The sequence below is a fragment of the Pseudomonas reinekei genome (assembly GCF_001945365.1).
GTDB lineage: Bacteria > Pseudomonadota > Gammaproteobacteria > Pseudomonadales > Pseudomonadaceae > Aquipseudomonas > Aquipseudomonas reinekei.
The window spans coordinates 305,294-322,196 of the sequence record NZ_MSTQ01000003.1 but is presented as its reverse complement, the minus strand read 5'-3'; the positions used below and the strand labels follow the sequence as shown (position 1 = coordinate 322,196).

Annotated in this window: 15 protein-coding genes; 6 read left to right on the top strand and 9 right to left on the bottom strand. The window is 59.0% G+C overall.

Translation table 11 applies throughout. The annotated features are described in order from the left end of the window. Positions 1-13: 13 nt before the first annotated feature. The 4 genes from BVK86_RS06195 to yaaA form a co-directional block, all read right to left on the bottom strand. Positions 14-1,183 carry an alginate biosynthesis protein Alg44 gene (locus tag BVK86_RS06195; RefSeq protein ID WP_075945590.1) on the bottom strand — a complete coding sequence of 390 codons (1,170 nt, stop codon included), beginning with the start codon at positions 1,181-1,183 and terminating at the stop codon, positions 14-16. A 36-nt stretch (positions 1,184-1,219) separates the two neighbouring features. Next, a complete protein-coding gene (gene alg8, locus BVK86_RS06190) occupies positions 1,220-2,701 on the bottom strand; it encodes a mannuronan synthase (RefSeq protein ID WP_408002944.1) in 1,482 nt (493 codons plus the stop codon). A gap of 203 nt (positions 2,702-2,904) precedes the next feature. Next, positions 2,905-4,221, bottom strand: a complete 1,317-nt coding sequence (locus BVK86_RS06185; protein ID WP_075945588.1) for a nucleotide sugar dehydrogenase — start codon at positions 4,219-4,221, stop codon at positions 2,905-2,907. A gap of 811 nt (positions 4,222-5,032) precedes the next feature. After that, complete coding sequence (gene yaaA, locus BVK86_RS06180; protein WP_075945587.1) at positions 5,033-5,812, bottom strand: peroxide stress protein YaaA; 780 nt, start codon at positions 5,810-5,812, stop codon at positions 5,033-5,035. A gap of 268 nt (positions 5,813-6,080) precedes the next feature. On the opposite strand from yaaA, the gene BVK86_RS06175 reads away from it, so the two are divergent. The 6 genes from BVK86_RS06175 (at position 6,081) to BVK86_RS06150 (ending at position 11,335) form a co-directional block, all read left to right on the top strand. Continuing rightward, on the top strand, positions 6,081-7,205 hold the full coding sequence (locus BVK86_RS06175) for a polysaccharide deacetylase family protein (RefSeq protein WP_075945586.1): 1,125 nt from the start codon (positions 6,081-6,083) through the stop codon (positions 7,203-7,205). 335 nt (positions 7,206-7,540) lie between these two features. Then, the gene (locus tag BVK86_RS06170) at positions 7,541-8,935 is read left to right on the top strand and encodes a PhoH family protein (protein ID WP_075945585.1); all 1,395 of its coding nucleotides are present in this window, start codon (positions 7,541-7,543) and stop codon (positions 8,933-8,935) included. Positions 8,936-9,102: 167 nt separating this feature from the next. After that, positions 9,103-9,576 (top strand): cyclic pyranopterin monophosphate synthase MoaC, encoded by a 474-nt coding sequence (gene moaC, locus BVK86_RS06165; protein WP_007972660.1) that lies wholly within the window; start codon positions 9,103-9,105, stop codon positions 9,574-9,576. After that, complete coding sequence (moaD, locus tag BVK86_RS06160; RefSeq protein ID WP_075945584.1) at positions 9,573-9,815, top strand: molybdopterin converting factor subunit 1; 243 nt, start codon at positions 9,573-9,575, stop codon at positions 9,813-9,815. The genes moaC and moaD overlap by 4 nt, the downstream gene beginning before the upstream one ends. Before the next feature lie 3 nt (positions 9,816-9,818). Next, positions 9,819-10,271, top strand: coding sequence for a molybdopterin synthase catalytic subunit MoaE (gene moaE / locus BVK86_RS06155; RefSeq protein ID WP_075945583.1), 453 nt, complete (start codon positions 9,819-9,821; stop codon positions 10,269-10,271). A 287-nt stretch (positions 10,272-10,558) separates the two neighbouring features. Then, the gene (locus BVK86_RS06150) at positions 10,559-11,335 is read left to right on the top strand and encodes an ABC transporter substrate-binding protein (RefSeq protein ID WP_075945582.1); all 777 of its coding nucleotides are present in this window, start codon (positions 10,559-10,561) and stop codon (positions 11,333-11,335) included. A 107-nt stretch (positions 11,336-11,442) separates the two neighbouring features. Here the strand turns inward: BVK86_RS06150 and BVK86_RS06145 are convergent, their stop codons facing one another. From BVK86_RS06145 to BVK86_RS06125, 5 genes are all read right to left on the bottom strand, one after another. Next, positions 11,443-12,084, bottom strand: coding sequence for a helix-turn-helix transcriptional regulator (locus tag BVK86_RS06145; RefSeq protein ID WP_075945581.1), 642 nt, complete (start codon positions 12,082-12,084; stop codon positions 11,443-11,445). 91 nt (positions 12,085-12,175) lie between these two features. Further along, entirely contained in the window at positions 12,176-13,303 is a 1,128-nt protein-coding gene (locus BVK86_RS06140) for an NAD(P)/FAD-dependent oxidoreductase (protein ID WP_075945580.1), read from the bottom strand. Positions 13,304-13,323: 20 nt separating this feature from the next. Next, complete coding sequence (locus tag BVK86_RS06135) at positions 13,324-14,268, bottom strand: ornithine cyclodeaminase family protein (protein ID WP_075945579.1); 945 nt, start codon at positions 14,266-14,268, stop codon at positions 13,324-13,326. A 126-nt stretch (positions 14,269-14,394) separates the two neighbouring features. After that, on the bottom strand, positions 14,395-15,870 hold the full coding sequence (gene rhlB, locus BVK86_RS06130; RefSeq protein WP_075945578.1) for an ATP-dependent RNA helicase RhlB: 1,476 nt from the start codon (positions 15,868-15,870) through the stop codon (positions 14,395-14,397). A 110-nt stretch (positions 15,871-15,980) separates the two neighbouring features. Further along, positions 15,981-16,637, bottom strand: a complete 657-nt coding sequence (locus BVK86_RS06125) for an alpha/beta hydrolase (RefSeq protein WP_075945577.1) — start codon at positions 16,635-16,637, stop codon at positions 15,981-15,983. Positions 16,638-16,903: the final 266 nt, after the last annotated feature.

Here is a 16,903-nt window from a genome sequence, read left to right as displayed (position 1 = left end):
GCATGTCCTCCGCTTAAAGACCAGCGGCCATGGCTTTGTCGATCAGCCAGTTCAGGTTCGGACCGCGGTCGCTGTTCACTTCAACCGGGCGGCCGGCGAGGGTGCTGTCCAGGGCTTCGTCAGGCTGAATCAGGACGCGGATGTCGGAAGACAGGTCGGCGCTTTTCAGGCTGGTGCTGCTGACGATTTTGCCGGTGCGGGTCTTGTCTTCACCGGCGATCTGGAAGCGCACGGCCGTGCCTGGCAGCACGTCACCGAACTGGCGATAGGAGAAGCGGGCTTCAACGTTGGCTTCGCTGTTACGCGGGACCAGTTGGAAGATCACGTCGCCCTTGCTGGCGTACTGACCGTTGGCGACCATTTGCTGGGCCACGGTGCAATCGCATGGCGAAGTCAGGGTGCCGGTCATTTGCTTGCCGAACAGTTCTTCAACCTTGGCCGGCGACAGCTGGTCGTCTTCCAGATGGCCCTTGAGTACGTCGAGCATGCTGGTGCTGAAGGTCGCCAGTGGTGCACCTTTGGCGGCCACACCGTCGGATTTCACCAGGCTCTGCACGGTACCGTCGCGGGGCATGGTGATGTTCACGCCCGGCACGCTGACCAGACCCGCCTGGGCGTGGCTGACGAAATACATGCCGTACACCGACTTGAAGATGAAACCGAAGGCCGCCAGGCCAACGATGAAAATACCGATGCTGAAGGTCACGGCTTTCATGCGGCCGAACGCGCTCATGCCGTGGCCGCCGTCCTTGTTTTTGCGCGCCTTGGTGAAGTTATCGCGCTGCAGCGTCGCCAACACTTCACCCATACTGACGATGTCGCCGGCCAGGTGCGAAGTGATCAGGTGGCGCAGGGTCGAGATGTCCTGAGGTTCCAGGTTCTGGAACTGGCAACCGGCGCGGCCGGTCTGGCGATCGAAGGAACGGACCTGCAATTCGACGTCCATGGCCAGGCCAAGGTTGTCGATCACGAATTGCAGACGGGCCTTGTACACATCGCCCTCTTTGAGTGGCAACTGCCCGGCGTTGAACGCCAGGCCACCGGCGGACAGGTCGATCACTCGCGCTTCGACCGGCGTGCGGTCGGGGCCGAAGAAACGCAGCTTGGCCGGAATTTTCACTCGGGCGTGTTGGCGCTGTGCTTCGGATTCATGGACTACGTTGGCGTTGACGGCGGTATTCATAGGGGCGATTTCCTTGTTAATTCAATAAGGGGGCGGTCAGACCATCATCAGCAGCACGGCGACAAAAATGCTGCCGGCGGAGAAGGTCATGGTCCGAGACGACCAGGTGTTGAACCAACGTTGAAAGCTGGCGAGATCACGGGTCAGGGAAGTGGGCTGGCGTGTCCAGGACTGTTGGTCGAGGCGGAAGAACACGTAGATTTTCACCAGCGCACCGACGATCTGGTTGTAATAGAGAATCGCCGGGTAGGCCGGGCCGATCCGGTGACCGGAGCAGGACAGCAGCAGGGTCAGGATCAGGCGGGTGATGCCGATCCACAGCAGGTACACCAGGATGAACGCGGTGCCGTACTTGAGGCTGGCGATGATCGCGACGGTCAGGCCCAGCAGCGAAGTCCACATCGACACGCGCTGATCGAACAGCACCACCGACGTGAAGGCGCCAAGGCGTTTGACGCCCAGGCCCAGTGCACGCGAGTTCTGCCGCAGGTTGTTGCCGTACCAGCGGAACATCAGTTTGCGACTGGCCTTGATGAAGCTCTTTTCCGGTGGATGCTCGACGGTGTTGATCGCGGCATCAGGCACGTAGAACGTGTCGTAACCCAGGCGCATCAGGCTGAACCAACTCGATTTGTCGTCGCCGGTCAGGAACTTGAAGCGGCCCAGGCGCCAGTGCTGCAGCGAGTCGCTTTCCACGTCGGCGATGAACTCCGGGTTGGTCACCACGGTGGCGCGAAATACCGACATGCGTCCGGTCATGGTCAGCACGCGCTTGGACAGGGCCATCGAGCACATGTTGATGTGACGCTGGGCGAAACGCAGCTTGTGCCATTCGCTCATGATGTAGCCGCCGCGTACCTCGCAGAACTCGTTGGTGGTCAGGCCACCGACGTTGCCGAACAGTTGGAACCACGGCACAGTCTTGCGCACGGTGCCTTCGCCCAGCACGGTGTCGCCGTCGATCACGGCGACCACGGCGCGGTCATCTGGCAGGTGACGGGAGATGGCGCGGAAACCGTAGGCCAGGCCGTCGCGTTTGCCGGTGCCGGGAATGCGCACGAAGTCGAGTTTCACGTGCGGTGGCGGGTTCATCCGCTTCCACAGGCTTTTCACCAGCAGCTCATCGGACATTTCCACGATGGAGCAGACCACAGTGGTCGGCAGGCCACAGTCGATGGCTTCGCGGATCACTGAGCTGTAGACCTGCGCGGTGGTCAGCGCATCGATCCGGAAACTGGTGACCATCAGGAACACGTGGGACGGGTCCGCCGCTTTGCCCAGCTTGCGCACTTTGCGCCGCAGGTGCGGGTAGACCACGTACAGAAACAGCATGCCGCGCACAAAGTGCGTGGCACCCATCGAGTAACGCCAGATGCCGACGATACCGATCAGGAAAATGAAGTCCTTCGACTCGGAGTCGAACGTGGACACAGGCAACGCCAAGGCGATGCCCATCAGTAAACTTAGATAAAACAGCCAACCGGCGGCCTGGAGTAGGCCGTGCTTTAGCCTGTGCATAATCTGCATCCGTCTCGATCTCGGGCGAGCCTGTGGGGTGGCCCGATGGGGTTAAGGCAGGCGTAAATGCCGAAGGTTGTGGCGTCTGGGATGACGCCATCGCTGCGATGCGGCGACCCGACAAGCCAGCTCCTACAGTGTTGCGGTGATCTTGTAGGAGCCGGCTTGCTGGCGATCAGCGCGAAGCGCTTACAACCCGCCGGTTACCAGCAGATGCCTTCAGTCCGGCCCGATACGCTGGTGGCCTTGGACATGAAGCCGACCAGGTCGATCACTTGCTTGCCGTGAGGAACGTTCTGCACCAGGGCACGGAATTTTTCGTCACGGTTGCCGAGGATGATCACGTCGGAGTTGTTGATCACGTCGTCGAAGTCAGCGTTGAGCAGCGATGAAACGTGGGGGATCTTCGACTCGATGTAATCCTTGTTCGCGCCGTGGACACGGGCGTATTCAACGTTACTGTCGTAGATCTTCAGGTCGAAGCCTTTACCGATCAGCATTTCCGCCAGATCCACCAGCGGGCTCTCGCGCAGGTCGTCGGTACCTGCCTTGAAGCTCAGGCCCAGCAGGGCGACTTTGCGTTTGTCGTGGCTTTCGACGATGTCGAAGGCGTTCTGCACTTGGGATTCGTTACTGCGCATCAGCGAGTTGAGCAGCGGTGCTTCCACGTCCAGGGAGCCTGCGCGGTAGGTCAGGGCGCGCACGTCTTTGGGCAGGCAGGAGCCACCGAATGCGAAGCCTGGGCGCATGTAGTACTGGGACAGGTTCAGGGTCTTGTCCTGGCAGACCACGTCCATCACTTCACGGCCGTCGACGCCGACCGCCTTGGCGATGTTGCCGATCTCGTTGGCGAAGGTCACCTTGGTGGCATGCCAGACGTTGCAGGTGTACTTGATCATTTCGGCAACGGCGATGTCCTTGCGGATGATCGGCGCGTCGAGTTCTTCGTACAGCGATTGCAGAACGTCGCCCGATGCCTTGTCGAATTCACCGATCACGGTCATTGGCGGCTGGTCGTAGTCGGCGATGGCGGTGCTTTCGCGCAGGAACTCAGGGTTTACGGCAACGCCGAAATCGACGCCGGCCTTCTTGCCGGAGCAATCTTCGAGAATCGGGATGACAACGTTTGCGACCGTACCCGGCAGCACGGTGCTGCGAACGACGATGGTGTGGCGAGTGGATTTGTCACGCAGGACAAAACCGATTTCGCGGCACACCGCTTCGATGTAGTTCAGTTCCAGGTCACCGTTCTTCTTGCTCGGCGTACCGACGCAGATCATCGACAGGTCGGTGTCGCGAATCGCCTCGGCGAAGTTGGTGGTACCACGCAGGCGACCGGTCTGGATACCTTGGGCCAGAAGTTCACCCAGGCCTGGTTCAACGATGGGCGACTTGCCGGCGTTGATCATATCGATCTTGTCTTTGGCAACATCGACGCCAACGACGTCATGGCCCCGTGCAGACAGGCAACCGGCACAGACTGCGCCAACGTAACCCAAACCAAATATGCTGATGCGCATCGCAATTACCTCTGTGTTTTATCAAGCCATTACATGGCCGGAGTTAATGGTGTTCAGCGGTCATAGTGCACTCGGAAGTGCGGCTTACAGGCGCGACATTGCCGTGTGGCTGGCATATAAGTTCCGAGTGTCTAAATAAGTGCACTCAAGGTGTGCGCAACTAGGCCTTGTTGTTATGACTTGCCCTGTTATGCAGCCAATCCCCTGTTCAGGGAATGTTCGTGCACGGGTTTCTGCACGCTTGATGTCAGGCGTAAGGCCCGTGGATCAAGCGGTTGGGTGCTCGGGAGAGCACGTTTATAGGGGCGCGGCCATGGCCTTGTAGGGGATAGTATTAACGCGTTATCTCCTGTCCGTTCGATGTTGTCCAAATCAGGGATTAGTTAGCTCAAGTTTGTATTGCAACTTTGCTACATGAATCACTTCTCTGCGTAAGTTATCTCGTACAACCTCGGCGAAAATCGTTACCGGTGGTATGAGCGGTGCATTTGGACATAGTTCCGGTCCACCCATCGCCAAATCTGAAATTTTTTGAAATATTGAGAAAGATGGCACTGCTTTCATTTTGATAGCACTTGCCGTTTCGCCCTTTATATATAGGCGGATCATCGGAGGGGATATTTTTGTGCCACTACTGTTAAAAAAAGTCAGTGCCACTACGCAAAAAAATGATTGAAGTCGAGTGAAACTAAAGTTAGCAAAATGAACGGTGGTTTTTTGGCGTCAACAGGCTGGCGATTTGGAGGGGGATTGTCGGACGATCAATGAGCCGCGCAGGAGGGTTTTATCCCCCATGCGCAGCGCAGTTGCATCACTCTGGTGCGTGATCGCGCAGGAACACCAGACTGTCCGGTTTCGACTGTTCGGCACTGTAGCGATAGCCCTGCACATCAAATCCCTTGAGCGCAGCCGGGTCGTTGATGCGTTCTTCTATAACGAAGCGGCTCATCATGCCCCGGGCCTTTTTCGCGTAAAAGCTGATGATCTTGTACTGACCGTTCTTGAGGTCCTTGAACTCGGTATTGATGATGCGCGCGTTCAGGGCGTTGCGTTTGACCGCCGAGAAATACTCGTTGGACGCGAGGTTGAGCAGCACGTCATCACCCTGATCGGCCAGGGCTTCGTTCAGCCATTCACTGATCCGCGTACCCCAGAAGGCATACAGGTCCTTGCCGCGGGCATTGGCCAGTTTGGTGCCCATTTCCAGACGATATGGTTGCATCAGGTCCAGCGGACGCAGCAGGCCGTACAGGCCTGACAGCATGCGCAGGTGTTGCTGGGCGTAATCGAAGTCAGCCTCGCTGAAGGTTTGCGCATTCAGCCCGGTGTACACGTCACCCTTGAAGGCCAGCAATGCCTGCTTGGCGTTCTCCGGGGTGAAGGCGGGCGTCCAGCTGCCGAAGCGGGCTGCGTTGAGGCCGCCGATTTTGTCGGAGACGTGCATCAACTCGCTGATCTGCGCCGGCGTCAGGTCGCGCAACTGCATGATCAGTTCCTGGGAGTGATCCAGATACTGCGGCTGGGTGAAGCGCTGCGTCGCCGGCGGTGTTTCGTAATCGAGGGTCTTGGCGGGGGAAATCACCATCAGCATGAAGTCGTCTCCTTTAATCGTGGCGGCGATTCTAGGGGGTTGTTCCCGATGACTCCAGCTATCGCGTCCATAGGTGATGACTGGTGGCCTCGCTTAAAACCCTGTGGGAGCGAGCTTGCTCGCGAAAGCGGTGTATCAGGCATCGTTGATGTTGGATGTGCTGCCGTCTTCGCGAGCAGGCTCGTTCTCACAGATGCCCAGTGTTGCTGCGGGAGTTGAGTGTGGATCAGCTATAGTGCCGCGCGGGTTTTGTTATGGAGACATCCCATTGCGCATCGTTTTTCTATTATCGGCCTGGCTTTTGAGCTTCGGTGTCATGGCGGCACCGGGCGACATGGCGACGCTCGATCGCAGCACCTGGCCGGAACAACTCAGCAACCCGACGCTGTTCGATGTCGCCTCGCGCGCGGAAATCCTCATGTTCGCCCGTGTGCTGCTGGCCAGCGAATCCCTGGATGAGCCCGCGCTGGCCCAGCGCCTGGGGCTGCGCACGATCAACATGGAGTCGATCAACCGGGTTCGCCAACGCCTGTGGCAACGCTTGCTGGCCAACTACAACTTCGCCCAACAGAGCTGCGATCAGGATGCGTCCTTCTGTTTTCTGGTTGAGGACATGCCGAGCCTGCGTGAACAGGCCGGCAAATTCCAGGTCAGCGAAGACAGCTATTACATCCGCTGGGCCGAACCGAGCCGCCTGTTCCATAGCCAATACCTGGACGAGCAACTGCGCAAGGCTGCGCTGTTCCCGCAGACCAGCAGTGAAATCGATCGTTTTGGCGACTATGAGCGCAACGGCGAGGCGATGCATGACCGGCTTTTTCTGCTGACTTTCGACAGTGCCGCGAATGCGCTACCGGATAACACGGCCTGGGTCAGCGAGTTCCTGCGCAAGGCAAACATGAGCGGCACGTTCTTCGTTCTCGGCAAGGACATCCAGGCGCGCCTGACGGAGCGCTCGGTGGCCAGCCTGCAGTCAACTTACTCGGCCCAGTGTGTGGGTGTGCAAGGCTGGGAATTTCGTTCCCACAGCCACTGGCAGGACTGGCAGGATTCAGTGCGGCGCAGCGTCGAGCTGATCAAGAGCAAGCTGCCGGAAAACTATGTGCCGCTGTTTCGCCCGCCCGATGGCCAGCGTCGCTCCGATGCCGAAGGTTTCTTCAAGGCCCAGGGCTTGCAGGTGGCGCTATGGGATATCGATGCACAAGACGGCGCCGGCAAACTCAAGGCCAGTCAGAGCGCGCAACGGGTACTGACCCTGATGCTGCTGTGGCGTCATGGTGTGATCGATTTCAATGTGAAGCAGGATGGCGTGAAAACGGCGCTGCCTTGGCTGATGACGCAAACGTCGCAAAGCGGGATCGGTTGGGAGGACTGTCAGAGCGGGTTTCGCTGAAAACGACAAAAGCCCGTAAACATTGGGCAAAGGGCGATTTTTAGAGGGGATTCGGTGCAGGTTGATCTCCGACTTTAAACGGGTGATGGCAGTCCGCCAAGTGCTATTGGTCAATCTGCAAAATAAACTTCAAAAAAGCGTCAAAGTGCTTTTTTCTGTCATGTGTTTTGGAGTATTACGAAGACAGACCGCCGAAACCTGCAACACAGGTGGCGTCTCCCAAGACTCCGTTTGTATGCAGTCACTTGAGTCTCCGCAGGTGAGATTCGGCGGCCCTTCGAGGCGCAGCACCGCCAAGGTATTGCGTCGACTGGCTCCCACAAAGGTGACCGAGTATGGATGATCACGGACGTAGCTCTTCTTCCAACCAGCCAATCCTTTATGTACTCGATACCAACGTATTGATTCACGATCCAAACGCACTGCTCAATTTCGAAGAACACCACGTCGCCATCCCGATGACCGTGCTGGAAGAGCTGGACAAGCTCAAAAGCGGTCATCACAGCGTTGCCGCCGAATGCCGTCAGGCCATCCGGCTGATCGACAAGACCCTGGGCGATGCCTCACCCGAGGACGTTGAGCAGGGTGTTCCAATCCAGCGGGGCAAGGGCGGACCGAAAGGTTTGCTGTCAATTCTGATGAGCAAGCGTGCCGAGCCGAACATCATTCTGCCCGAGCACCTGAACGACAACATCATCATCAACCAATTGATCGACCTGCACGCGCGCGATCCAAAATTGCCCGTGGTGCTGGTGACCAAAGACATCAACATGCGCCTCAAGGCCCGGGCGTGCGGGATCGCTGCCGAGGACTACAGCACCGACCAGCTGGTTGACGACGTCTCGTTGCTACCCAACGGTTACCACAACATGACCGGCTCCTTCTGGGACCGTGTGAGCAAGGTCGAAACCCGTCAGGACCACGGTCGCACCTGGCATCAAGTGCAACTGATCGACAACCTGCCGGCCGTGCACATCAACGAATTCATTATCGATGAGCAAGGTTTTGTAGGCTGGATCAAGGAGATCGAGGAAGACAAGCTGCTGATTCTGGATCTGCATCAGGAGCCATTGCTGCACCAGGAAGCCTGGGGCCTCAAGCCGAGGGACATCTATCAGAGCCTGGCGCTGTACGCCTTGCTTGATCCGGATATCCATCTGGTCAACCTGTCCGGTGCCGCCGGTTCCGGTAAGACCATTCTGGCCCTGGCCGCGGCGATTGAGCAGACTATGGTCAGCAAGCGCTATCGCCGGATCATCGCCACCCGCAGCGTGCAGGGACTGGACCAGGAGATCGGTTTCCTGCCTGGCACCGAAGCGGAAAAAATGGAGCCTTGGCTGGGCGCCATCACCGACAACCTCGAAGCCCTGCACATGGATGACGAAAGCACCCATGGCAGCGTCGACTACATCCTCAGCAAAGTGCCGTTGCAGTTCAAATCCCTCAACTACATTCGAGGCCGCAGCTTCCAGCAAAGTCTGATCCTGATCGACGAATGCCAGAACCTCACGCCGCACCAGATGAAAACCATCATCACCCGTGCGGGCGCCGGTTCCAAAGTGGTGTGCCTGGGCAACCTGGCGCAGATCGACACCCCTTACCTGTCCGCGACCAGCTCCGGGCTGACCTACCTCACTGAACGCTTCAAGGACTTCCCGAACGGGGTGCACATCACCCTGCAAGGGGTGCCACGGTCGATCCTGGCCGAATACGCCGAATCGCATCTGTAATTGCCTCAGACAAAACCGGGCGGCTCAAAAGGCCGCCCGTTTTTTATGCCCACCACATAACCCTGTGGGAGCTCGCTCCCACAGGGTTATGTGTTGACCCGATAATCAAGGGTGCGGAAAATTGACCCACAGGTTTACAATCGACGCTCCTGATCAGGAGTAACCCCGTGCTGACTCATCTCGATTCCCAAGGTCGCGCCAACATGGTCGACGTCACCGAAAAAGCCGTGACGTTCCGTGAGGCGACGGCCCAAGCGCTGGTGCGCATGCTGCCCGAAACCCTGCAGATGATCGTCAGCGGCGGTCACCCCAAGGGTGATGTCTTTGCCGTGGCGCGCATTGCCGGCATTCAGGCGGCGAAGAAAACCAGTGATCTGATTCCGCTGTGCCACCCGCTGATGCTCACGGGTGTGAAAGTCGAACTCAGTGCCGAAGGCGACGACAGCGTGCGCATTGTTGCGCGCTGCAAGTTGTCCGGGCAGACCGGTGTCGAGATGGAAGCCCTGACCGCTGCCAGCGTCGCCGCGCTGACGATCTATGACATGTGCAAGGCCGTGGACCGTGGCATGACCATCGAAAGCGTGCGACTGCTGGAGAAAGTCGGCGGCAAGAGCGGTCACTTCCAGGCGGAGCAGCCATGAACGTTACCGTGAAGTTTTTCGCTCGTTATCGTGAAGCGCTGGGGCTGGACTCGGTGAAGGTTGAAGGCAACTTCGCCACCGTCGACGACGTGCGCGCACTGTTGGCCCAACGTGACGGTGCCGAAGTATTGAGCGAGCAAAACCTGATGTGCGCCCGCAATGAAGACCTGTGTCAGCTCGACGAGCCGGTCAGTGAGGGCGATGAAGTGGCATTCTTTCCGACTGTGACCGGAGGCTGAGGCATGGCCATTCGCGTGCAGTCCACACCGTTCGACCCGGGTGCGGAGGTCAACGCCATGCACGACGCCAATGTCGGCGTGGGTGCGGTGGTGAGTTTTGTCGGCTACGTGCGCGACTTCAATGACGGTCTGGACGTCGCCGGGATGTTCCTCGAACACTATCCCGGCATGACTGAAAAGGCCCTCGGCAAGATCGCCATCGAGGCCGGACAGCGCTGGCCGCTGCTCAAGCTGGAAGTGCTGCACCGCATCGGCGCCCTGGAGCCGGGTGAGCCGATTGTTTTCGTCGGCGCGGCCAGCGCCCATCGTCAGGCGGCATTCGACGCCTGCGCTTTTGTCATGGACTACCTGAAAACCCGCGCGCCGTTCTGGAAGAAAGAAAACACCAGCGACGGCCCGCGCTGGGTGGAAGGGCGTGACAGCGATCATGCGGCGGCGGATCGCTGGCAACAGTAATTTCTGCGGCGTCCTTTAGTCAGCCATCGCTAGCAGGCTGGCTCCCACAGGTGTTGTGTACATCGCAACTCCTTGTGGGAGCCAGCCTGCTGGCGATGGCGTCATCTGCACCACTAAAAATCTTGATGATTCCCCACCCGACCATCGGCCGGCACGGGCAGCATTTGCCCGATTGACGATCAATACATTAAAGTCCAGTATGGAATTATAAGTACAAATAAGGTTTCCGCCCGCTTCAGCTTTTTCTTCTGTCTTGCCAAACCAACAACAACCGCGAGAAAACGAACATGAAGAAACTCCCCCTCATCACCGGTCTGGCCCTGAGCCTGTTGGCGTGCAGCTCCGTGTTTGCCGCCGAGAAAACCCTGCGCATCGGTATCGAAGCGGCGTATCCGCCGTTTGCCTCGAAAACCGATAAAGGTGAAATCGTTGGTTTCGACTACGACATCGGCAATGCTCTATGCGCGCAGATGCAGGTCAAGTGCGTGTGGGTCGAAGGTGAGTTCGACGGTCTGATTCCTTCCCTGAAGGTGAAGAAAATCGACATGGCGCTGTCGTCCATGACCATCAACGAAGACCGCAAGAAGTCGGTGGATTTCACCCACAAGTATTACTTCACTTCCTCGCGTCTGGTGATGAAGGAAGGTGCGGTCGTGGATGACCAGTACGCCAGCCTCAAAGGCAAGACGATTGGCGTGCAGCGTGCGACCACCACTGACCGCTATGCCACCGAGGTGTTCGAACCCAAGGGCATCAACGTCAAGCGTTACGGCAACAACGAAGAAATCTACATGGACCTGGCGGCCGGTCGGCTCGATGCGATTTTTGCCGACACCATTCCACTGAATGACTTCCTGTCGATGCCGCGGGGCAAGGGCTATGCGTTTGTCGGGCCGGAACTGAAGGACCCTAAATACGTGGGCGAGGGTGCCGGGATTGCGGTGCGCAAGGGTAATAACGAACTGGTCAGCCGGCTGAACACCGCTATCGATGGTATTCGGGCGAATGGCGAGTATCAGAAGATTTCCGACAAGTATTTCAAGTCCGACATCTACGGCGACTGACCGTCCGCAATCGCTAGCAGGCTAGCTCCCACAGGTTTTGTTTACACCACAAATCCATGTGGGAGCCAGCCTGCTGGCGATGGGGCCAGATCAGGCCCTGCAAGTCTTCAGCCCTTCAACTCCTTCAAATGCTTGTACACCGTCGCCCGGCCCATGTTCAGCACATTGGCCACGTAATTCGACGCGCTTTTGCCCTTGAACGCGCCTTCGGCGTGCAACGCCAGCACCAGTTCGCGCTTGTGATCGCGGGTCAGCAGATTCAGGCTCAGCTGGCGCTCGCGCAGCCAGGCATGCAGGAACGTGTTGATCCGCTCCTGCCAGTCATCGCGAAACAGTGAGTCCGGTTGCGGAATCAGTTTGCTCGGCGACAGGAACAGGTCCAGCGCGGCCTTGGCATTTTCGAACAGCGAAATGTTCAGGTTGATGCACAGCACGGCCAACGGGTGACCTTCGCTGTCGCGTAGCACCGTGCTCAGGCTACGAATCTTCTGACCATCCCAATTCAACTTTTCGTACGGCCCGATGTTTCGTTCGCTGGTGTCGCCGCTGAGCATGTCCTCCAGCGCCGAGTCGTCACCGATTTCCCGTTTCGACAGGTTGTTGGCGATGTAGTCGACCTTTTGCGTGCGCAAGTCATGCAGCACGATCTCGGCGTGAGGAAAGAACAGCGTGGCAATGGCATCGGCGATCGCCCGGAAGTTATCCAGGGATGTGTCGATCAAGGTTGGATCTATTTCGGGGGCGTTCATGCGTTGGGGCTCCGGGCAGCATCAGCGCCCCGAATAACGGGGCTCTGAAAGTGTGCCGCAATCGTGGCGGCGCGTCACCTGAGGACGAGGGTCAGCCCAGGCGGGCAGGGGAGAGCATCTTGGTGCTCAGACCGAAGCGGGTGAGTTGCTCGGGCAGCGCTTCACCGCGTACCAGCGCCGCGCTGGCCTGACCCATGGCCGGCGAGGTCTGGATGCCGTAGCCACCCTGTGCCGCGACCCAGAACAGCCCCGGCACCTGCGGATCGAAACCGGACAACAAATCACCATCACTGACAAAGCTGCGCAGGCCGGCCCAGGTGCGGGTCGGGCGGCGGATGGTCAGGGTCGTGGCCTCTTCGATCTGGTAAATGCCCATGGCGATGTCGAGTTCTTCAGGCTGCACATCGTGAGGTTCCACCGGGTCGGCGTTGGCCGGGGAGCCGAGGAACATCCCGGCATCGGGTTTCATGTAGAACGATTCGTCGAGGCTGACCAGCATCGGCCAATGATGAATGTCCACGCCCTCGGGACCGGCGAAGATGAAGGCTGCGCGACGCTTGGGTTGCAGTCCCAACGGCCGGGCTCCGGCCATTTCACCAATCTTGTCGGCCCACGCGCCAGCCGCGTTGATGATGATCGGCGCGCTGAAGGTCCCGGTGCTGGTCTGTACCTGCCAGACGCCTTCGGCGTCACGGCTGAGGCTCTGTACTTCGCAGTCGGTATGCACTTCGCTTTTGTTGCGGCGGATACCCCGCAGGTAGCCTTGATGCAGGGCGTCGGTGTCGATATCGCTGGCGGTCGGGTCGTAGATGGCGCCGTGGACTTTTTCCCGGCGCAGGATTGGCAGGCGCGCACAGGCTTCCTCTGCGCTGAGCAATTGCATCTCCGGCACCGTCGCTTTGGCGCTCAGGTATTGAGTGTTCAATTCGGCCGCATCACCGGTGAAATCCACAGTCATTTCGCCGCGAGGCGTCAGCAGCGGGTGCTCGCAGAAGCCGCTGGGCGGGGCGTCGAAAAAATCGCGGCTGGCCTGGGTCAAGGCACGAACCTGCGGGGTGCCGTAGGCAGCGGTATACAGCGCGGCGGAGCGTCCGGTGGAGTGGTAGGCCGGATGGGATTCACGTTCGAGTACCACCACGCGCCCGTGCTGCGACAGCCAGAAACCGGTGGAGGCGCCGGCGATCCCGCCGCCGATGATGATGAAATCTGCCTGGCTCATGAAGGTCTCCTGCAGGGGGATTAGGGTAGTAGACGGTAGATTGCGTTCGCCAGTGCGATGTCTTCCAGGCCCAGGCCGATCGAGCGGAAGAACACGTGGCGGTCGTAGGCGGGGCGCTGGACTCTGTCGCTGAGCAGATCCGCCAGGTCACCCATGATCGTGCTCTTGGCCCAGCCATGCTGCTCGCCGGCGATCAGCATTTCACCGGCCGAACCCGGGGTGGTCAGGCGATAGTCACAGAACACCTGCATGTCATTGAGGCTCTGCGGCGGCACTTCGTGGGCGCGAGGGGCGTTGGTGCTGATCGAGGTGATCAGCGCCGGTTTGTTCAGGCTCGAAGGGTCAATCACTGGGCCCGCAGACGAGGTGCAGAGCATGATCACGTCGGCGTCCTGAATAGCGGCTTCGCGACTGTCGATGATATTCAGGCGTGGCTCGATGCTTTTCAGCAACTTCACGGTTTGCGCATCTTTGCTCAGGCTTGGCGAATAAAGGCTGATACTCTGCCAATCGCGCAGGCTTTTCACGTAATGCAGGTGCGCTTGAGCAACCTTGCCGCTGCCGATGATCGCCAGGCGAGTCGCGTTCAAGGGCGCAAGTGCATCGACCGCCACAACGGTCGTCGCGGCGGTGCGCGCCGTGGTCAGCTCACCGGCATCGCAGAGCAGCAGTGGCTGGCCCGTCTGCATCGACATCAACAGCGTCCAGGCCGTCACCAACGGCCCCTGTTCGCGCACGATGTACGGCGACGTCTTGACCCCATAGACACCGTCTTGCGCCAACACGCCCATGTAATTGATGAAGTCGCCCGCACCCTGGGGAAACTCAACCAGCTGCTGCGCCGGTTGCACCGCTTGCCCGGTCGCCAGGTCATGGAACAGTTTGCGCAGGATCTGAGGCACATCAACCTGCGCCAGCAGTTCGCTGGCCTGGGCTTGGTTGATCACATGAGGCGTACTGGACATGGTCGGCTCCGAATGCGGATATAAACTAATTTGTCCATTATGGACTTTTAGTTTTGTCGAGCAACACCCAGGCGAAAAAAAAGCGCAGTCCGTTTCCGGGCTGCGCCTCTTTCTGCACCTTGTCCGTTACGGACGCTTGCGCTCAACCGCCCGCAACAGATGCGTCGGTGGTGTTTCACAGCTGATTTTCTTGCCCAGCAGCGCTTCGATGGACGGCAACTGGTAGGAGTCGTCCTCACCGGCAAAGCTGATGGACACGCCATCGGCACCGGCACGCCCGGTACGACCGATGCGGTGCACGTAATCGTCCGGGACTTCCGGCAGGGTGAAGTTGATCACATGGCTAATGCCGTCGATGTGAATACCGCGACCGGCCACGTCGGTGGCGACCAGTACGCGGATCTTGCCTTCGCGGAAGCCTTCCAGGGTCTTGATGCGCTTGTGTTGCGGCACGTCGCCGGACAGTTGCGCGGCGTTGATGCCGTCGCGCACCAGGCGTTCTTCAATGCGTCGCACTTCATCCTTGCGGTTGGCAAACACGATCACCCGCTCCCAACCGTTGTCGTTGACCAGGTTGTAGAGCAGATTGTATTTGTCGGCACCGGCCACCGCGTAAATGTGCTGCTCGACGTTTTCGCTGGCCACGTTGGTGACTTCGATTTCGACGATCGCGGGATCGGTGGTCCATTGCTTGGCCAGGTTCATCACGTCTTCGGTGAAGGTCGCGGAGAACAGCAGCGTCTGGCGCTCGGCCTTCGGCGGCGTCTGACGAATGATCTGGCGCACTTGAGGGATAAAGCCCATATCGAGCATGCGGTCGGCTTCGTCGAGCACCATCACTTCGACCATGTCCAGGTGCACATCGCCGCGCTGGTTGAAGTCCAGCAGGCGGCCCGGGGTGGCAACGAGAATGTCGCAGTGGCGGGCTTCGAGGTGCTTGAGTTGCTTGTCGAAGTCCATGCCGCCCACGAACGTCATGACGTTGAGACCGGTGTACTTGGTCAGGTCGGCGGCGTCCTTGGCGATCTGTACGACCAGTTCGCGGGTCGGGGCGATGATCAAAGCCCGCGGCTCACCCATGTAGCGCTCTTTCGGTGGTGGGGTTTGCAGCAGTTGGGTGATGATCGAGATCAGGAACGCGGCGGTTTTGCCGGTGCCGGTCTGGGCGCGGCCGATGGCGTCTTTGCCGGCGAGGGTGAAGCCCAGCACCTGCGCCTGGATCGGCGTGCAGTACGGGAAGCCCAGGTCCTGGATGGCGTGCATCAGTTCAGGGGCGAGTTTGAAATCGTGGAAGCGGGTTTTGCCTTCCTGGGGTTCGACGACAAAGTCTTCGAGTTTCCAGGGGATGACCGGGGCTTTTGGCTTCGGTTCACGGCGTGGCCGGGCTGGCTTGGGCGTTTCGTTGCGCGGGTGTTCGGCAACGATTTGCGCCGCTGACGGGATGGCCGGCTCGTGTTTCGGTGCCGCTACGGGGGCGGTCCGGCCAGACTGATTACCGTCGGTGCGGTGGCTGGGGGAGTGAGACGGAGCGCTGGGGACTGGCGCGAGTTGCTCAGTCTCGCTTTTACCGAACATTTTTTTGAGTGCTTTGAGCACGGTCATCTCATCAATTGGTTAAGGAATGTACGCCGGCCAGTGTAATGCAAGAATCGGGCGCGGCGTAGTGGGATGGATCAAAGGGCTCTTTTAATCAAAAAAAGCAAGATAAGTGCTCAGCGCAAGCGTTCGACAAGCCAGGCACCGATGTCGCGAATCTCTTCGGGTAACACTTCGTGGCCCATTGGGTATTCCTGCCATGTCACGGTGACACCATGGTGCTTCAAATGCTCATAGGCACTGCGGCCCATCGAGTTCTGTACCACGTCGTCGTACTGGCCATGCAGGCACAGCACCGGAGTGCGCTGCTGGCTGGCGGACAATTGCAGCTCATCACTGAACGTCGGCGCATAAGTAGAGAGGGCAAGTACGCCACCGAGTGGTCCCTGCCATTTCAGGAAGGCGGTGTGAAACACCACGGCGCCGCCTTGGGAAAAACCTGCCAGGAAAATTCGCGAGGCGTCTATTCCGGTGGCTCGCTGCGCTTCGATCAATTCGATGACCCGGTCCGCCGACGCTTCCAGTTGTCCGCGATTTATCGCGCGCGCCGGGCTCATGGCCAATATGTCGTACCAGCTCGGCATCTCGTAGCCGCCATTGATAGTCACGGCGCAGGTCGGTGCCTGGGGTAAAACGAATCGGGTGCTCAGCAAGGTTTCCTGCAGGGCTTCGGCCACTGGCATGAAGTCGTAGCGGTCGGCGCCCAGGCCGTGCAGCCAGATCACGCAGGCGTCTGCGGTTTTTACGGGCTGAAGAATCAAGGGCTCGGTCATGTCTGCTCCAATTTTGTGCGTGCGCTCTGATTGAGTGCGAAGTCTCAGTGCGCATCTGGTTGATCAGTTACGAAGATGTCGCAAGGCTACAACTTTTGCTATTGACCTGTCGCTTAACCGCTTTAGCGGCCGGTGTGGTACGGGCTTTGCTATGGGGATGTCTGTATGAATAATCCCACGTCTGTCGGTAACACTATCAGGCAAGGTTGGTGGTGGGATTACAAAATCCGGTGATGGATGTTCGCCAGTGGCCGCTACGGGCTTCG

What these genes read in the sequence shown, in the direction of transcription:
- yaaA (WP_075945587.1), bottom strand. Translation starts at nt 5,812, where the DNA reads ATGCTGATGGTGATTTCCCCCGCCAAGACCCTCGATTACGAAACACCG.
- BVK86_RS06145 (WP_075945581.1), bottom strand. Translation starts at nt 12,084, where the DNA reads ATGAACGCCCCCGAAATAGATCCAACCTTGATCGACACATCCCTGGAT.
- BVK86_RS06140 (WP_075945580.1), bottom strand. Translation starts at nt 13,303, where the DNA reads ATGAGCCAGGCAGATTTCATCATCATCGGCGGCGGGATCGCCGGCGCC.
- BVK86_RS06125 (WP_075945577.1), bottom strand. Translation starts at nt 16,637, where the DNA reads ATGACCGAGCCCTTGATTCTTCAGCCCGTAAAAACCGCAGACGCCTGC.
- BVK86_RS06150 (WP_075945582.1), top strand. Translation starts at nt 10,559, where the DNA reads ATGAAGAAACTCCCCCTCATCACCGGTCTGGCCCTGAGCCTGTTGGCG.
- BVK86_RS06195 (WP_075945590.1), bottom strand. Translation starts at nt 1,183, where the DNA reads ATGAATACCGCCGTCAACGCCAACGTAGTCCATGAATCCGAAGCACAG.
- BVK86_RS06185 (WP_075945588.1), bottom strand. Translation starts at nt 4,221, where the DNA reads ATGCGCATCAGCATATTTGGTTTGGGTTACGTTGGCGCAGTCTGTGCC.
- moaE (WP_075945583.1), top strand. Translation starts at nt 9,819, where the DNA reads ATGGCCATTCGCGTGCAGTCCACACCGTTCGACCCGGGTGCGGAGGTC.
- BVK86_RS06135 (WP_075945579.1), bottom strand. Translation starts at nt 14,268, where the DNA reads ATGTCCAGTACGCCTCATGTGATCAACCAAGCCCAGGCCAGCGAACTG.
- moaD (WP_075945584.1), top strand. Translation starts at nt 9,573, where the DNA reads ATGAACGTTACCGTGAAGTTTTTCGCTCGTTATCGTGAAGCGCTGGGG.
- rhlB (WP_075945578.1), bottom strand. Translation starts at nt 15,870, where the DNA reads ATGACCGTGCTCAAAGCACTCAAAAAAATGTTCGGTAAAAGCGAGACT.
- BVK86_RS06170 (WP_075945585.1), top strand. Translation starts at nt 7,541, where the DNA reads ATGGATGATCACGGACGTAGCTCTTCTTCCAACCAGCCAATCCTTTAT.
- alg8 (WP_408002944.1), bottom strand. Translation starts at nt 2,701, where the DNA reads ATGCACAGGCTAAAGCACGGCCTACTCCAGGCCGCCGGTTGGCTGTTT.